Genomic DNA, 15,747 nt, shown 5'->3' on the forward strand with positions numbered 1-15,747 from the left:
GGAACGATCAGGCGTGCTGGCTGCTGACGGAGATGACCTCGCCCGTCAGGTACGACGAGTAGTCGCTGGCGAGGAAGACCATCACGTTGGCGACCTCCCAGGGGGCGGCCGCGCGGCCGAAGGCCTCGCGCTGCTTGAGCTCGACGAGCAGCTCGGGCGAGGTGACCTTCTCGAGGAACGGGTGCATCGCCAGCGAGGGCGAGACCGCGTTGACCCGGATGCCGTGCGGCGCCAGGTCGAGCGCCGAGCAGCGGGTCAGCGCCATCACCCCGGCCTTGGCGGCGGCGTAGTGGGCCTGGCCCTCCTGGGCGCGCCAGCCGATGACGGAGGCGTTGTTGACGATCACGCCCTTCTTGCCGGCCGCCACGAAGCGCTGCCCGACCGCGCGGGTGGCGCGCATCGTGCCGGTCAGGGTGATGTCGATGACCCGGTTCCAGGTCTCGTCGGTGACCTCGAGGATCGAGTCGGTGCCGCCCAGGCCCGCGTTGTTGATCATGATGTCGACGCCGCCGAAGTCGTCGGCCGCGTCGAGCAGGGCGGTGACGTCCTCCTCCTTGGTCACGTCGCAGACCAACTGGCGCACGCGCTCGGCGCCGAACTCGGCGGCCAGCGCCTCCTCGGCCTCGGCCAGGCGGCGGGCGTGGGTGTCGCTGAACACGACCGCCTTGGCGCCCTCCTCGAGCGCCCGTCGTACGACGGCCGCGCCGATGCCCGCGCCGGCCGCGGCGGTCACGACGACCACCTTGCCGGCGAGCAGGTCGTGGCCCGGGACGTAGTCGGGGGTGGGCTGCTCCGGTCGCATGGCGGTCATCCGCGGGGCTCCTTCGGTAGGCCGAGCACGCGCTCGGCGAGGATGTTCTTCTGGATCTCGTCGCTGCCGCCGTAGATGGTGTCGGCACGCGAGAAGAGGAAGAGCCGCTGGTGGTCGTCCAGGTCGTACGACGACCCCGACTCCCGCGCGAGCAGCCCGTCGCGCCCGGCGACGTCCATCGCCACCTCACCGAGGGTGCGGTGCCAGGTCGCCCAGGCGAGCTTGAAGATGGAGCCCGCTCCCCCGCCGGCGGCGGAGTCCTGGCCGCCCTCGACGAGGGCGAGCGCGCGCAGCGCGTAGCTGCGGATGACGGCGAGCTCGACCTTGAGCTCGGCGAGCCGGTCGCGCACGACGGGGTCGTCGATGGCGCCGTTGGCCTTGGCCCGGGCGACGACGCTGTCGAGCTCGCGGGCGAAGCCGACGGTCTGGCCGAGGGTGGACACGCCGCGCTCGAAGCCGAGCAGGCCCATCGCCACGCCCCAGCCGCGGCCCGGCTCGCCGACGACCAGGTCGCCGGAGGTGCGGGCGCCGGTGAAGAAGACCTCGTTGAACTCCGAGCCGCTGGTGAGCTGCTCGATGGGGCGGATCTCGACGCCCTCCTGGTCGAGCGGCACGAGCAGGAAGGACAGGCCCTGGTGGCGCGAGGAGCCCGCCTCGGTGCGCGCGATGACGAAGCACCAGTCGGACAGGTGCGCGAGCGAGGTCCACACCTTCTGGCCGTCGATGACCCACTCGCCGGTGGACTCGTCGCGGCGGGCGCGGGTCTGGACGTTGGCGAGGTCGGAGCCGGCGCCGGGCTCGGAGTAGCCCTGGGCCCACAACTCGCGCACGGCGACGATCTCGGGCAGGAAGCGCTGCTGCTGCTCGGGCGTGCCGAAGGCGATGAGCGTCGGGCCGAGCAGCTGCTCGCCGAGGTGGTTGACGCCGGCGGGCGCCGCGGAGCGGGCGTACTCCTCGTGGAAGATCACCTGCTGCCACAGCGACAGCCCGCGGCCGCCGTGCTCGGTGGGCCAGCCGACGGCGGTCCAGCCGTGCTCGGCGAGGTGCCGGTTCCAGGCCAGGCGCTCGTCGTGGGCCTCGTGCTCGCGGCCGGGACCGCCCAGGCCGCGCAGCGCCGCCCACTCGCCGGTGAGGTGGTCGCCCAGCCACTGCCGGATCTCGGCGCGGAAAGCGCGGTCCTCAGCACCCTCGGTCAGGTTCATGACTGGTACCCTACCAAGCAAATGCTTGGTTCAAGGAAGGACCGGGCCTAGATTCTCTCCTACAACGGTCCCGACGGGATGAGGAACACGAACTGATGGATCTTGAGCTGAGCGCGTCCGAGCTGGCCTTCCAGGCCGAGGCCCGGGCCTGGCTGGCGGCCCACGTGCCCGCCGAGCCGCTGCCGTCCCTGGACACCGCCGAGGGCTTCGTCCTGCACCAGGCCTGGGAGGCCAAGCTGGCCGCCGACCGCTGGTCGGTCGTGTCCTGGCCCACGGAGTACCACGGCCGGGAGGCCTCCCTGGTCGAGTGGGTGATCTTCGAGGAGGAGTACTACCGGGCCGGCGCGCCGCTGCGCGTGTCCCAGAACGGCATCTTCCTGCTCGCGCCGATCATCTTCGAGCACGGCACGCCCGAGCAGCAGGACCGGTTCCTGCCCTCGATGGCGACCGGCGAGCGGGTCTGGGCGCAGTGCTGGAGCGAGCCCGAGGCCGGCTCCGACCTCGCCTCCCTCAAGTCCACCGCCCGTCGTGACGACGAGCGCGGCGGCTGGGTGCTCAACGGCCAGAAGATCTGGTGCTCGCGCGCCGCGCTGGCCCAGTGGGGCTTCGGTCTCTTCCGCAGCGACCCGGAGGCCCAGAAGCACGCGGGGCTGACCTACTTCCTCTTCCCGCTCGACGCCGACGGCGTCACGGTCCGCCCGATCGCCCAGCTCGACGGCGAGGCGGGCTTCGCCGAGGTGTTCTTCGACGACGTCTTCGTCCCGGACGCCGACGTGCTCGGCGCGCCCGGCGACGGCTGGCGGGTGGCGATGAGCACCGCCGGCAACGAGCGCGGCCTCTCGCTGCGCTCCCCCGGCCGGTTCACCGCGGCCGCCGACCGCCTCCTGGCCCTGTACGGCGAGACGCCGGCAGGCCCCGACCGGGCCGCGGCCACCCAGGGCGTCGTCGACGCCTGGATCAAGGCCGAGGCCTACCGCCTCTACACCTGGGGCACCGTCACCCAGCTCAAGAACGGCGGCGACGTCGGCGCGGCCGGCTCGGTCAACAAGGTCTGGTGGAGCGAGCTCGACGTGGCGCTGCACGAGACCGCCCTCGACCTGCTCGGCCCCGACGCCGAGGCCGAGTCGCGGTGGCTCGACGGCTACACCTTCTCGCTGTCCGGACCGATCTACGCCGGCACCAACGAGATCCAGCGCAACATCATCGCGGAGCGGATCCTCGGACTCCCCCGCGAGCCGAAGGGAGTCCAGAAGTGAGGTTCGAGCTCACCACCGACCAGCGGGACTTCGCCGCGTCGCTCGACGCCCTGCTGTCCGCCGCCGACACCGTCGCCGCCGCCCGCTCCTGGGCCGCGGGCGACCACGCCCCGGGCCTCGCGCTCTGGGAGCGCCTCGCCGAGCAGGGCCTGACCATGCTCGCCACCGAGGCGACGCCGGTCGAGCTGTGCGTGGCCTTCGAGGCGCTGGGCCGCCACGCCGTGCCCGGACCGTGGGTCGAGGCGGCCGCCTACCTGCCCGTCGCGCTCGGCCGCGAGGTCGAGGGCGTCGCCACCGTCGCCGCCCCCGGTACGACGACCGCGCTCGACGCCGACGTCGCCGCCGAGGTCTACGCGGCCGACGGCTCCGCGCTGCGCTCCGCGACCGCCGGCGCCGTCGAGGCCTCCGTCGACCGCGCGCGCCACCTCGTCGAGGTCACCCCCGGCGACCCGGTCGAGGCCGGCGGCGACCTCACCGCGGCGTACGACCTGGCGGTGCTGGCCACCGCCGCGCAGCTGCTCGGTGCCGGCGAGCGGGTGCTCGCCGACGCGGTCACCTACGTCAAGCAGCGCAAGCAGTTCGGCCGCGAGATCGGCTCGTACCAGGCGATCAAGCACAAGCTGGCCGACGTCCGGATCGCGCTCGACTTCGCGCGCCCCCTCGTCTACGGCGCCGCCCTCGACCCGACGCCGCGCGCGGTGTCCGCGGCCAAGGTCGCCTGCGCGGACGCGGCCTACCTCGCCTCGCGCACCGGCCTGCAGGTGCACGGCGCGATCGGCTACACCCAGGAGTTCGACCTGAGCGTGTGGATCACCAAGATCCGCGCCCTGGTCACCGCCTGGGGTACGCCGGCCGCCCACCGCGCCCGGATCCTCGACTCCCTGGTCGGGAGCGCCTGATGCACTTCGACCTCAGCGAGGAGCAGGCCGAGCTGGCCGCCACGGTGCGCGGACTGCTCGACAAGCGCGCCGACTCGGCCGCGGTCCGGGCCGCGTCGGTCTCCGAGACCGGCTACGACGAGGCGCTCTGGGCGACCCTGTGCGAGCAGATCGGCGTGGCTGCGCTCGCCGTCCCCGAGCAGTACGACGGCGTCGGCGTGACCTTCTTCGAGACCTCCGTGGTGCTCGAGGAGCTCGGCCGCACGATCGCGCCGTCGCCGCTCCTGGCGACGACCGTGGCGACCGAGGCGCTGCTCGCCGGCGGCACCGACGAGGCCAAGGCCCGGCTCCTGCCGGGCATCGCGGCGGGCGAGATCGCGACCATCGCGCTCGACGAGGCCGCCGCGCCCGTCGTGCTCGACGGAGACCGCGCGGCCGTCGTGCTGGCGGTCCGCGGCGACGACCTGGTCGAGGTCACCGGCGCCACGGCCACCTGGGTCGAGGCGATGGACCAGAGCGTCCGGCTCGCCCGGCTCGACCTGTCCGGCGCCGAGCTCACCGTGATCGGCGACGGCGTCGCCGCACGCGAGCGGGCCGAGCTCGTCGGTGCGGCCTCGGTGGCCGCGCTGGCGGTCGGCCTGGCCGACCGCGCGCTGCGGATGACGGTCGACTACAGCAAGGAGCGTGTGCAGTTCGGGCGCGCGATCGGCTCCTTCCAGGCGCTCAAGCACCGGATGGCCGACGTCCTCGCGCGGGTCGAGATGGCGCGCTCGGCGACCTGGGCTGCGTCCTACGCGCTGAGCGACCCCGAGACCGACCCAGCCGAGGCGGCCTTCCAGGCGCACGCCGCGGCGTCGTACGCCCTCGAGACGGCGAGCCTCGCCGCGAGCGAGTGCGTGCAGCTCCACGGCGGCATCGCGATCACCTGGGAGCACGACGCGCACCTGGTCTTCAAGCGGGCGCACGCGCTCGGTCAGCTGTTCGGCGCGCCGCACCGGTACCGGGCGGCCGTCGCGCTCTAGGTGCAGGCTCCTAGGCCGTGGGGCTGGTGCAGCCGGTGGCCGCCACCACGGCCCCGCTGCGATCGGCCGGCAGCGGGCAGGCGCGGACGACGACCTTGGCCTTCTTGCCGACGCGCTTGCCCTGCTTGAGCCGGAACCACGTCGGCCCGACCGGGGTCGCCGCCCGGGTCAGCTCGACCACGCCGGAGGCCGGGATCCGGACCGCCCCGAGCCGCGCCCACCGCGCGGACGCCGAGCGGCGGACCTGGACGACGACCTTGGTGCCCGGCCGGGCCCGCAGCCGCAGCCGGTAGGGCTGACCGCGGCCGGTCACGGCCGGCACCGCGGCGACCGCGAGCGGTCCGCGCCCACGGGCACTCACCGCAGGTTGCGCGGGACTGGCGGCCCGAGCAGCCGGAGACCGGACCGCGGCGAGCAGGGTCAGGATCGTGCGGTCGAGCGGCCAGGCGAGCAGGATCGGCGGCCCCTCGGTGGTACGCCGCGACGTCACCGCCCAGATGAACCCGACGTCCACGCTCGTCATGGTGAGGAACCACGGCCCGCCGCTCGCCCCGCCGTTGAGCGGGCAGGCCAGGTGGGCGTCGCCGGTCTCGGGGAACGCCGAGGTCGAGCCGGTGCACTGCTGGGCGCTCTCGCCGTCGTACGGCGCCTCGGCGGGCCAGCCGATCACCCGCACGCCGTCCTCGCGCTGCGGGTAGCCCCAGGCGACCGCATTGCCGCCGACCACGTCGACCAGCCGGCGTCCGCCCAGCGGGGCGACCGTGAGCACGGCCTGGTCGTGGGAGTAGTTGCCGCACTGGTTGACCCAGTCGGGCTGGGCCAGCGCGGTGACACCGGTCCAGGCGCCGTAGGGCCGCGCACCCCCGGCATAGCCCGGCACGAACAGGAAGCGCGTGAAGTAGCGCCCCGGCCGGCAGCCCAGCAGCCCGCGGGTCGCCCCGCTGTTGACGCAGTGACCGGCGGTGAGCACGACATTGCGCTCGGGGGTGTTGACCGCCGCGCCGGAGCACACGTAGTCCGACGCCCCGTCGGAGAAGAACAGCTTGCCGGTGCTGCGCGGCGCCACCACGGCCCGGGCCTGTGCGCCCGCTGTCGTCCGGCGGGCCGTCGGGCCCGCGCCGGTCGCGCCGGTCGCGCCGTCGGCCGAGCGGTCGACCGGCACGGCGTCGCGCATGCGCTGCGGCGTCCAGTACGAGCGGACGTCGCCGGAGTCCCCGGCCGCACTCGGCCGCGGCGCCACCGTGGGGGTGGCTCCGGCTCCGGGCGCCGCCGTGAGCAGGCCCGCCGGCAGCAGCCACGCCAGCACCGCTGCCGCGACCGCGTGTCGCTTCGTCACCATCGATCCCCCCAGACCGGCCGGTTCACGTCGTTCGGGGAACAACGCCCGAGCGGCCCGGGAGGCTACGAGGGGCTAGCCGTCGGTGGTGCGGTAGCGGCCCTTGAAGTAGAGCAGCGGCTCGGTGACCGCCGCCTGCGGGTCGTGCGCCTCGAGGTGCTCGACCCGGCCCACCACGATGTAGTGGTCCCCGCCCTCGTAGACCGCGTGGATCGTGCAGTCGAGGTGGGCGAGCGTCCCGGCGATCACCGGCGAGCCGGTCGCCGCGGCGGGCGTCCAGTCGAGGCCGGCGAACTTGTCGATGCCCTTGGTCGCCATCTGACCGGAGACGTGCTCCTGGTCGGCGGCGAGGATGTTGACGCAGAACCGGCCGGCCCGCTGCATCAGCGGCCACGCCCGCGAGGAGCGCGCGGGGATGAACGTGATCAGCGGCGGGTCGAGCGAGACGCTCGAGAACGACTGGCAGGTCAGCCCGATCGGCTCGTCGCCGCTCATCGCGGTGACGACCGCGATGCCCGAGGCGAAGCACCCGAGCACGTCGCGGAACTGCCGGGCCGCGGCCTGGGCCTCAGGGTCGTCATGGACGGCGACCGCCTCGCCCGGGCGCAGCTCGAAGTCGACGTCGGCGTCACCGAGCCAAGACTGGATCAGCTCGGGGTGCGGCCAGGTCTCCCGCGCGTCGGAACTGATGCCGTCGGGGATCTCGCTCACGTCGCTCACGTTAGCCGCGCTCATTGCCCGCCGAAGACATGGCCCCAGTAGGACACCGCGGTCGACTCGCGCGCGACCCAGCGGGCGTCGTCCACGGTCATGCCCTCGGTACCGAACTCGATGTCGAAGCCGCCGGGCGACTTCACGTAGAACGAGATCATCTCGTCGTTCATGTGGCGCCCGAGCGTCGCCGAGAGCGGCGCCTTGTGCTTGCGGACCCGCTCCAGCGCGCGGCCGACGTGGTCGAGCTTGTCGACCTCGAGCATCACGTGCACGCACTTGCTGGCGTTCGGCATCGGCAGGAACGCGAGCGAGTGGTGGCGCGGGTTGACGCCGAGGAACCGCAGCCAGACCTTGCTGCCGGGCTCCTTGCCGACGAACTCACCGGGCATGCTCATCGAGTCGCGCAGCCGGAAGCCCAGCACCTCGGTGTAGAAGCGCAGCGCCTCGACGTCGTCGAGCACCGGGACGACGATGTGGCCCATGCCCTGCTCGGCGGTCACGAACGTCGCAGCGTACGGCGTGACGACGGGCCGCGCCTCGTAGGTGATGCCGTGGAAGAGCTCGAAGACGTTGTCCCACGGGTCGCGGAAGCGGACGAGCTCCTGGACCCGGCGCTCGGCGAGCTCCTCGGCGGTGCCCTCCTCGAACTCGACGCCGGCCTTCTGCAGGTGCTCGCGCGCGGCCTGGAGCGCCTGGTGGTCGGCGAGCTCCCAGCCGGTGCAGTCGAGCTGGTCGACGTCACTGGGGAAGACGACGATGCGCGCGGAGACCTCGTCGATGCGCCAGTACTGGTGCTCCGGGTTCGGGCCGCGGCCCTCGGCGAGGCCGAGGACCTTGCCCGCGAAGGTCTTCCAGGCGTCCAGGTCGGTGCTGGCGACCCGGATGTAGCCCATGGACTTGATGCTGATGCCGGTGTCGTTGGTGGTTGGCATTGGTGGTCGCGGCCCCTATCGCTCGATGTGCCTGTTGAGAAAGGCGCTGGTGATCTCGCGGAACTCGTCGGCGGCCTCGATCTGGGCCCAGTGGCCGCAGTTCGGGAAGACGTGCAGCTGGGCCTTGGGGATCAGCTTGAGCGCGGCGAACGCGCCGTCGAGCGGGTTGACCCGGTCCTCGCGGCCCCAGGTCAGCAGGGTGTGCTTGCGCAGCCGGTGCGCCTCGCGCCAGAGCATCCCGTCCTCGGCGGTCTCAGGGTTCCAGAACGACATACCCATCGAGCGCATCGCGGCCTGCGCACCGGGCGCGGTGGCGTCGGCGAAGCGCTCCTCGACGAGCTCGTCGGTGACCAGGCCCTGGTTGACGACCATCGTGGAGATGAAGGCGCGCAGCGACTCACGACCGGGGTTGGCGCCGAAGTCCATCAGCCGCTGCACGCCCTCGGTCGGGTCGGCGTGGAAGAGGTTGAGCGAGAGCCCGCCGGGGCCCATGAGGACCAGCCGGCCCACCCGGTCCGGGTAGGTCAGCGCGAGCCGCATCGCCGTACCGCCGCCGAGGCTGTTGCCGAGCACGTGGACCTTGTCCAGACCCAGCTCGTCGAGCAGCGCGACGACGGCGTCGGCCGCGAACCGGTAGTAGTTGCCCACCACCGGCGGCTTGTCGGAGCCGCCGAAGCCCGGCTGGTCGACGAGGATCGTCCGGTACTCCTGGGCGAAGCCCTCCAGCGCCGGCCCGAAGTTCGACCACGACGACGCACCCGGTCCGCCGCCGTGCAGCATGACCAGCGGCAGCCGGCCCTCGCCGATGCCCGCCTCGTAGTAGTTGAGCGTGATCTCGCCGGCCGCCTCGGTCTTGACCTGGGCGGTACGACGGGTCGCGTCCTTGGAGAAGTCGCTCATCAGTACATCCCCGGGTCGACCTTGTGGCCGAACTGCTGGGCGCCGTACATCTGCAGGGCGCGCTCGGGGTCGTTGGCCGCGTGCACCCGGCCCGCGTGGGCGTCGCGCCAGGCGCGCTGCAGGTAGGTGCCCTCGGCGAGCGCCCGGCCGCCCGACGCCTCGAACAGCGCGTCGATGGCGTCGATCGAGCGCGCGGTGCCGAGCACCTGGTCGCGCCGCACGCGCAGCCGCAGCTCGAGCGGGATCTGCTCGCCGCGGGCGACGTGCGCCTGCTCCTCGCGGATGTTGCTCATCAGCAGCGCCCAGGCCGCGTCGATCTCGGACGACGAGCGCGCGATGCGGACGGCGGCGAACGGGTCGAGCGACGCCTTCTCCCCCAGGTACGCCGCACGGACGCGCTTCTGCTGCATCTCGACGTGCTCGGCGTAGGCACCCTTGGCCATGCCGATGATCGGCGTGGCGATGGTGCTGGTGAAGATCGAGTGGAACGGCAGCTTGTAGAGGTCGCTGGTGTTGACCGCCTGGCCCGGACCCCGGCACTGGCCGGTCTCCCCCATCGAGAGCGTGAACTCCTCGGGGATGAAGGTCTCCTCGACGACGATGTCGTTCGAGCCGGTGCCGCGCAGACCGACGACATTCCAGACGTCGACGACCTGGTACTTCTCGCGCGGGACCATGAAGGTCCGGAAGTCCACGACCTGACCCTCGGCGTTGAACACCAGGCCGCCGAGCAGCACCCAGGCACAGTGGTCGGAACCGGAGGAGAAGCTCCACTTGCCCGAGAGCGTGAAGCCGCCCTCGGTGACGACGGCCTTGCCCGTCGGGGCGTACGACGACGAGAGCCGCACGCTCTGGTCGTCGCCCCACACGGCCTGCTGGGCCTTGTCGTCGAAGAGCGCCACCTGCCACGGGTGGACGCCGACCACGCTGGAGACCCAGCCGGTCGAGCCGTCGGCCGAGGCGATGTCGCGCACGGCGGTGTAGAAGGCGACGGGGTCGGCCTCCAGGCCGCCGTACCGCTTCGGCTGGAGGAGGCGGAAGAAGCCGGTCTCCTCGAGCTCCTTGATGGAGGCGTCCGGGATGACCCGGAGGCGGTCGCCCTCCTCGGCCCGCTCGCGGAAGGTGGGCAGCAGGTCGCGCACGCCCGCGAGGACGGCGTCTACCTCGGGAGTGAAGTCCTGGTTCATGGGAGCTCCTGTGTCTGCGACAGAGTGTGTGTCCAATAGTAGAACACGTTCTAGTTTTGGCAAGTCGGGATCGCCGCTGAGCGGGATCCGGCGCTCAGACGCCCGCGGTCTCGCGGGCCTTGAGCTGCAGCGCGATGTCGATCAGCTGGTCCTCCTGGCCGCCGATCAGCTTGCGCCGTCCGGCCTCCAGCAGGATCTGGGCACCGGAGACGCCGTACCGCTCGGCCGCGTTGCCGGCGTGCTTGAGGAAGGACGAGTAGACGCCGGCGTAGCCCATCATCAGCGTCATCCGGTCGAGCCGGCACTCCTCGGGCATCGCCGGCTTGATGACGTCCTCGGAGGCGTCGACGATCTTGAGGAAGTCCACGCCGGTGGTCCAGTCCAGCTTGTCGCAGACGCCGATGAACGCCTCCAGGGGCGTGTTGCCGGCGCCCGCGCCGAAGCGGCGGACCGAGCCGTCGATCTGGGTCGCGCCCGCGCGGGCGGCGATGACCGTGTTGGCGACGCCGAGGCCGAGGTTCTCGTGACCGTGGAAGCCGACGTCGGCCTGGTGCCCGATCTCGGCGACGACGGCGGCGACCCGGTCGGCGGTCTGCTCCATGATGAGCGCGCCGGCCGAGTCGACCACGTAGACGCACTGGCAGCCGGCGTCGACCATGATCCGGGCCTGCTGCGCGAGGACCTCGGGCGGCTGGGTGTGGCTCATCATCAGGAAGCCGACGGTCTCCAGGCCGAGCTCGCGAGCGAGGCCGAAGTGCTGGATCGAGACGTCGGCCTCGGTGCAGTGCGTCGCGATCCGGCAGATCTGGCCGCCGTTGTCCTGCGCGGCGCGGATGTCGTCCTTGGTACCGACGCCCGGGAGCATCAGGAACGCGATCTTGGCGCGCTTCGCGGTCTCGGCCGCGATCCGGATGAGCTCCTGCTCGGGCGTGCGCGAGAAGCCGTAGTTGAAGCTGCTCCCGCCGAGGCCGTCGCCGTGGGTCACCTCGATCACCGGGATGCCCGACTCGTCGAGCGCGCGGACGATGTCCTCGACCTCCTGGCCGGTGAACTGGTGCCGCTTGTGGTGCGAGCCGTCGCGCAGGCAGGTGTCGGTCAGGCGCAGGTCGAGGTGGCCGAACGGCTCGTCGCCGTGGGTGCCCGACCAGGTGCGGGTGAGCGTGTCGGTGCCGGTCATGTCAGTTGCCCTTCTCGATCAGGTGCCGGGCGATGTTCTCGCCGACCTGCGCGGCCGCGGCGGTCATGATGTCGAGGTTCCCGGAGTACGGCGGGAGGTAGTCCCCCGCGCCCTCGACCTCGACGAAGATCGAGACTCGGCGCATCCCGCGGGTGAAGTCCGAGGGACCGTCGAACTGGGGCTCCTGGAGCAGCCGGTAGCCCGGCACGTACTGCTGGACGGCCTGCTCCATGAGGTGCACGGACTCGGCGATCGCGTCGGTGTCGGCGTCCGGGTCGACGGCGCAGAAGATCGTGTCGCGCATGATCATCGGCGGGTCGGCCGGGTTGAGGATGATGATCGCCTTGCCCTTCTCGGCGCCGCCGATCGTCTCGACGCCCGCCGCGGTGGTCCGCGTGAACTCGTCGATGTTGGCGCGCGTGCCCGGTCCGGCGCTGACGCTGGAGACCGAGGCGACGATCTCGGCGTACGGCACCGGAGTGACCCGGGAGACCGCGTTGACCATGGGGATCGTGGCCTGGCCGCCGCAGGTGATCATGTTGACGTTGAGCGCGCCGACGTGCTCGGTGCCGTTGACCGGCGGGATCACCGCAGGCCCGACGGCGGCGGGCGTCAGGTCGATCGCGCGGATGCCCGCCTCGGCGTAGCGCGGCGCGTACTCGCGGTGCACGTAGGCGGAGGTCGCCTCGAAGAGCAGGTCGGGCAGCTCGTCCTGCTTGAGCAGCCAGTCGACGCCCTCGTGGCTCACCGCGAGCCCCTCGTCGGCGGCGATGCGCAGGCCCTCGCTCGACGGGTCCACGCCGATCATCCAGCGCGGCTCGATGACCTCGCTGCGCTTGAGCTTGTAGAGCAGGTCGGTGCCGATGTTGCCGGGCCCGACGATGGCAGCGGTCAGCTTGCCCATCTTCACTCCTCGAAGGTGACGGTCAGGGGCGCGAAGCCGCTGATGGACGCCGTGACGCGGTCGCCCGCGGCGAACGGCACGAACGGGCCGAGGGCCCCGGACAGGATCAGGTGGCCCGCGCGCAGCGGGTCTCCGAAGCGGTAGGCCTGCACCGCGAGCCAGCGCAGCGCCTCGAGCGGGTCGCCGAGGCACGCCGCACCGGTGCCGGCCGAACGCTCCTCGCCGTCGATCGTGAGCGACATGACGACGTCACGGGGCTCGATCTCGCTGAGCGGGAGTCCGTCGCGGCCGACCACGAAGAGCCCGCTGGAGGCGTTGTCGGCGACCGTGTCGGTGAAGGTGATGTCCCAGCGCTCGATGCGCGAGTCGACGATCTCCAGCGCCGGGAGCGCGACGTCGACGGCGGCCCGGACCAGGTCGAGCGTGATCTCGTCCTCGCTCGCCGGAGCGATGTCGGCCCCGAGCCGGAAGGCGACCTCGGCCTCGACCCGCGGCTGCACGAGCGTGCGCATCGAGATCGGCGCGCCGTCCGCCCCGTCGCTCACGTCCATGTCGCTCAGGAGGTAGCCGAAGTCGGGCTGGTCCACGCCGAGCTGGTTCTGCACGGCCTCGGAGGTGGCGCCGATCTTGCGGCCCACGACGCTCACGCCGCCGGCGATCCGGGCCCGCACGAGACCCTGCTGGACGGCGTACGCCGCGGGCAGGTCGTCGGTGCCGATGAGGTCGCGGACGGCGGCGCACGGAACCCGTGTCGCCTGGGCCGTGGCGAGGCGGTCGACCGCGGCCGCGACGGCGTCTGGAGGGGTCACACGGACATACTAGAACCTGTTACAGTTTTTCGCATGAAGGACTCCTACGACGTCGTCGTGGTCGGCGCCGGCGGTGCCGGCATGTCGGCCGCGCTCGCCGCCTCCGCCCAGGGCCTCGACACCGTCCTGGTCGAGAAGAGCGGCTACTTCGGTGGCTCGACCGCGCGCTCCGGCGGCGGCGTGTGGATCCCGGGCAACTATGCCCTGGAGGCGGCCGGCCAGGTCGACCCGGGCGACCGCGAGGCCGCCAAGACCTACCTCGACTCGATCGTGGGCGACGTCGTCCCCAAGCAGCGCCGCGACACCTACCTCGACCGCGGCCCCGAGGTCCTCGACTTCCTGCGCGAGAAGACGCCGCTGCGCTTCACCTGGGTCCCCGAGTACGCCGACTACCTGCCCGAGCAGCCCGGCGGCCGCCCGCGCGGGCGCAGCGTCGAGCCGGTGCCGCTGGACGCGCGCTTCCTGGGCGATGAGCTCGACCGGCTGCACCCGCCGTACACGAAGGCGCCGGCGAACCTCATCGTCACCCAGGCCGACTTCCGCAAGATCAGCCTCGGCCTGCGCACGATCCGCGGCCCGCTGACCATGATCAAGGTGATGCTCAAGCGCCTGCTGGCGATCGTCACCGGCAAGAAGATGTTCGCGATGGGCAACGCCATCGCGATCGGCCTGCGCAAGGGCCTGACCGACGCCGGCGTCCCGGTGGAGTACGACACCGCGCTGCTCGACCTGCTCGTCGAGGACGGCCGCGTGGTCGGCGTCGTCGTCGAGTCCGGCGGCGAGCGCCGCGAGGTCCGGGCCCGGCGCGGCGTGATCCTCGGCTCGGGCGGCTTCGAGCACAGCCAGGAGCTGCGCGAGAAGTTCCTGCCCCAGCCGACCTCCGCGACGTGGTCGACCGGTGCGCCCGCCAACACCGGCGGCGGCCTGCTCGCCGGTACCGCGGCCGGCGCCGCGACCGACCTGCTCGACGACGCCTGGTGGGGCCCGACCATCCCGCTGCCCGGTCGGGCGTGGTTCTGCCTGGCCGAGCGCAACCTGCCCGGCTCGATCATCGTCAACTCCGCGGGCGCGCGCTACATGAACGAGGCGCTGCCGTACGTCGAGGCGACCCACGAGATCTACAAGGGTCAGGCCACGGGCGTGGACCACGTGCCGTCGTACATGGTGTTCGACCAGACCTACCGCAACCGCTACCTGTTCGCCGGCGTCGCGGGCCGCCAGCCGTTCCCCGGCCGCTGGTACAAGGAGGGCGTCGTCGTGCGCGCCGACTCCCTCGAGGAGCTGGCCACGAAAGTCGGCCTGCCGTCGGGCTCGCTCGACACGACCGTCGAGCGCTTCAACGGGTTCGCCCGCTCGGGCGTCGACGAGGACTTCCACCGCGGCGAGTCGGCCTACGACAAGTACTACTCCGACCCGACGGTCAAGCCGAATTGCTCGCTCGCGCCCATCGAGAAGGGCCCGTTCTACGCGGTCAAGATCGTCCCCGGCGACCTCGGGACGAAGGGCGGCCTCGTCACCGACGAGCGCGCCCGGGTGCTGCGCGAGGACGGCTCGGTGATCCCCGGCCTGTACGCCGCGGGCAACGTCTCGGCTGCCGTCATGGGCAACACCTACCCCGGTCCGGGTGGCACGATCGGGCCTGCCATCGTCTTCGGATATCTCGCCGCGGAAGACCTCGCCAAGGAGCACAGCTGATGCCGATCGACCCGTCCGTCGCGATCGGGGCCGACCTCGGCTCCCGCACCTTCTCGTGGACCGAGTCCGACGTCCTGCTCTACCACCTCGGCATCGGGGCCGGCTCCCGTGCGGGCGACAACCTCTCCGCCGACGCGCTGCGGTACACCCTCGACGACGCCGCGCTCCAGGTGCTGCCGTCGTTCGGCGTCGTCGTGCCGACCTTCCACGAGACCGACCCGCCGCCGCTCGACCTGCCCGGCTGCGACATCAACCTCGCCCAGGTCGTCCACGGCGCCCAGTCGATCTCGGTCTCCGGGCCGCTGCCGACCTCGGGCACCGCGACCGTGCGCACCACGCTCACCGACGTGTGGGACAAGGGCAAGGCCGCCGTCATCTGGCAGGAGGCCGTCGCCACCGCGGGCACCGACGGCACCGGCGAGGAGCTCTGGCGGACCCGCTCCTCGATCTTCGTGCGCGGCGAGGGCGGCTGGGGCGGCGACCGCGGCTCGTCCACCACGGTCGAGGTGCCCGAGCGCGACGCGGACCACGTGTCGTCGTACCTGGTGACGCCGCAGCAGGCCCTGCTCTACCGCCTGTGCGGCGACCGCAACCCGCTCCACGCCGACCCGGGCTTCGCCAAGGCGGCCGGCTTCCCGGCGCCGATCCTGCACGGCCTGTGCTCCTACGGCATCGTCCTGCGCGAGCTCACCGACGGCCTGCTCGGCGGCGACGCCACCCAGGTCGCCGGCTTCGCCGGCCGCTTCGCGGGCGTCGTCTTCCCGGGCGAGACCATCCGGGTGGCCGGCTGGCGCGAGGGCTCGTCGATCATCGGCTCCGCCACGATCGAGGGCGGCGACCGGGACGGCTCCCCCGTCCTCGCGGACTGCGTCCTGTCGCTCGCGTAGGCCGCGGCGCTACGTTGGGGATCGTCCCCGACGAAAG

15 protein-coding genes are annotated in these 15,747 nt (G+C 72.4%); 5 read left to right on the forward strand and 10 right to left on the reverse strand.

The window, feature by feature from the left end:
- Positions 1-7: 7 nt before the first annotated feature.
- A complete protein-coding gene (locus M0M48_RS09885) occupies positions 8-811 on the reverse strand; it encodes an SDR family oxidoreductase (RefSeq protein ID WP_257750995.1) in 804 nt (267 codons plus the stop codon).
- Positions 808-2,013 carry an acyl-CoA dehydrogenase family protein gene (locus tag M0M48_RS09890; RefSeq protein ID WP_257750996.1) on the reverse strand — a complete coding sequence of 402 codons (1,206 nt, stop codon included), beginning with the start codon at positions 2,011-2,013 and terminating at the stop codon, positions 808-810. Before M0M48_RS09890 ends, M0M48_RS09885 begins: the two co-directional genes overlap by 4 nt.
- 95 nt (positions 2,014-2,108) lie before the next feature.
- Between M0M48_RS09890 and M0M48_RS09895 the strand changes: the two genes are divergently transcribed.
- The 3 genes from M0M48_RS09895 to M0M48_RS09905 are packed head-to-tail and all read left to right on the forward strand — an operon-like array spanning position 2,109 to position 5,169.
- Positions 2,109-3,269: an acyl-CoA dehydrogenase family protein gene (locus M0M48_RS09895; RefSeq protein WP_257750997.1), complete on the forward strand. Its 1,161-nt coding sequence runs from the start codon at positions 2,109-2,111 to the stop codon at positions 3,267-3,269.
- Entirely contained in the window at positions 3,266-4,168 is a 903-nt protein-coding gene (locus M0M48_RS09900) for an acyl-CoA dehydrogenase family protein (protein ID WP_257750998.1), read from the forward strand. The genes M0M48_RS09895 and M0M48_RS09900 overlap by 4 nt, the downstream gene beginning before the upstream one ends.
- Positions 4,168-5,169: an acyl-CoA dehydrogenase family protein gene (locus M0M48_RS09905; protein ID WP_257750999.1), complete on the forward strand. Its 1,002-nt coding sequence runs from the start codon at positions 4,168-4,170 to the stop codon at positions 5,167-5,169. The genes M0M48_RS09900 and M0M48_RS09905 overlap by 1 nt, the downstream gene beginning before the upstream one ends.
- Before the next feature lie 10 nt (positions 5,170-5,179).
- Here the strand turns inward: M0M48_RS09905 and M0M48_RS09910 are convergent, their stop codons facing one another.
- The 8 genes from M0M48_RS09910 to M0M48_RS09945 all read right to left on the reverse strand — a co-directional run bounded on the left by M0M48_RS09910 (position 5,180) and on the right by M0M48_RS09945 (position 13,128).
- Positions 5,180-6,505: a trypsin-like serine peptidase gene (locus tag M0M48_RS09910; protein ID WP_257751000.1), complete on the reverse strand. Its 1,326-nt coding sequence runs from the start codon at positions 6,503-6,505 to the stop codon at positions 5,180-5,182.
- A 75-nt stretch (positions 6,506-6,580) separates the two neighbouring features.
- On the reverse strand, positions 6,581-7,216 hold the full coding sequence (locus M0M48_RS09915) for a flavin reductase family protein (RefSeq protein WP_257751001.1): 636 nt from the start codon (positions 7,214-7,216) through the stop codon (positions 6,581-6,583).
- A gap of 20 nt (positions 7,217-7,236) precedes the next feature.
- Entirely contained in the window at positions 7,237-8,151 is a 915-nt protein-coding gene (gene hsaC, locus M0M48_RS09920; protein WP_257751002.1) for an iron-dependent extradiol dioxygenase HsaC, read from the reverse strand.
- Positions 8,152-8,166: 15 nt separating this feature from the next.
- On the reverse strand, positions 8,167-9,051 hold the full coding sequence (gene hsaD / locus M0M48_RS09925; RefSeq protein WP_257751003.1) for a 4,5:9,10-diseco-3-hydroxy-5,9,17-trioxoandrosta-1(10),2-diene-4-oate hydrolase: 885 nt from the start codon (positions 9,049-9,051) through the stop codon (positions 8,167-8,169).
- Entirely contained in the window at positions 9,051-10,238 is a 1,188-nt protein-coding gene (hsaA, locus tag M0M48_RS09930) for a 3-hydroxy-9,10-secoandrosta-1,3,5(10)-triene-9,17-dione monooxygenase oxygenase subunit (protein WP_215815754.1), read from the reverse strand. The genes hsaD and hsaA overlap by 1 nt, the downstream gene beginning before the upstream one ends.
- 94 nt (positions 10,239-10,332) lie before the next feature.
- Entirely contained in the window at positions 10,333-11,415 is a 1,083-nt protein-coding gene (dmpG, locus tag M0M48_RS09935) for a 4-hydroxy-2-oxovalerate aldolase (RefSeq protein WP_257751004.1), read from the reverse strand.
- A 1-nt stretch (position 11,416) separates the two neighbouring features.
- Positions 11,417-12,319 (reverse strand): acetaldehyde dehydrogenase (acetylating), encoded by a 903-nt coding sequence (locus M0M48_RS09940; protein WP_215815752.1) that lies wholly within the window; start codon positions 12,317-12,319, stop codon positions 11,417-11,419.
- Positions 12,320-12,321: 2 nt separating this feature from the next.
- On the reverse strand, positions 12,322-13,128 hold the full coding sequence (locus M0M48_RS09945) for a 2-keto-4-pentenoate hydratase (RefSeq protein WP_257751005.1): 807 nt from the start codon (positions 13,126-13,128) through the stop codon (positions 12,322-12,324).
- A 33-nt stretch (positions 13,129-13,161) separates the two neighbouring features.
- Here M0M48_RS09945 and kstD point away from each other — a divergent pair, with 33 nt between their 5' ends.
- Positions 13,162-14,823, forward strand: coding sequence for a 3-oxosteroid 1-dehydrogenase (kstD, locus tag M0M48_RS09950; protein ID WP_257751006.1), 1,662 nt, complete (start codon positions 13,162-13,164; stop codon positions 14,821-14,823).
- Positions 14,823-15,710 carry a MaoC/PaaZ C-terminal domain-containing protein gene (locus M0M48_RS09955; RefSeq protein ID WP_257751007.1) on the forward strand — a complete coding sequence of 296 codons (888 nt, stop codon included), beginning with the start codon at positions 14,823-14,825 and terminating at the stop codon, positions 15,708-15,710. Before kstD ends, M0M48_RS09955 begins: the two co-directional genes overlap by 1 nt.
- Positions 15,711-15,747 lie beyond the last annotated feature (37 nt).

It is taken from the genome of Pimelobacter simplex (assembly GCF_024662235.1).
Taxonomy (GTDB): Bacteria; Actinomycetota; Actinomycetes; order Propionibacteriales; family Nocardioidaceae; genus Nocardioides.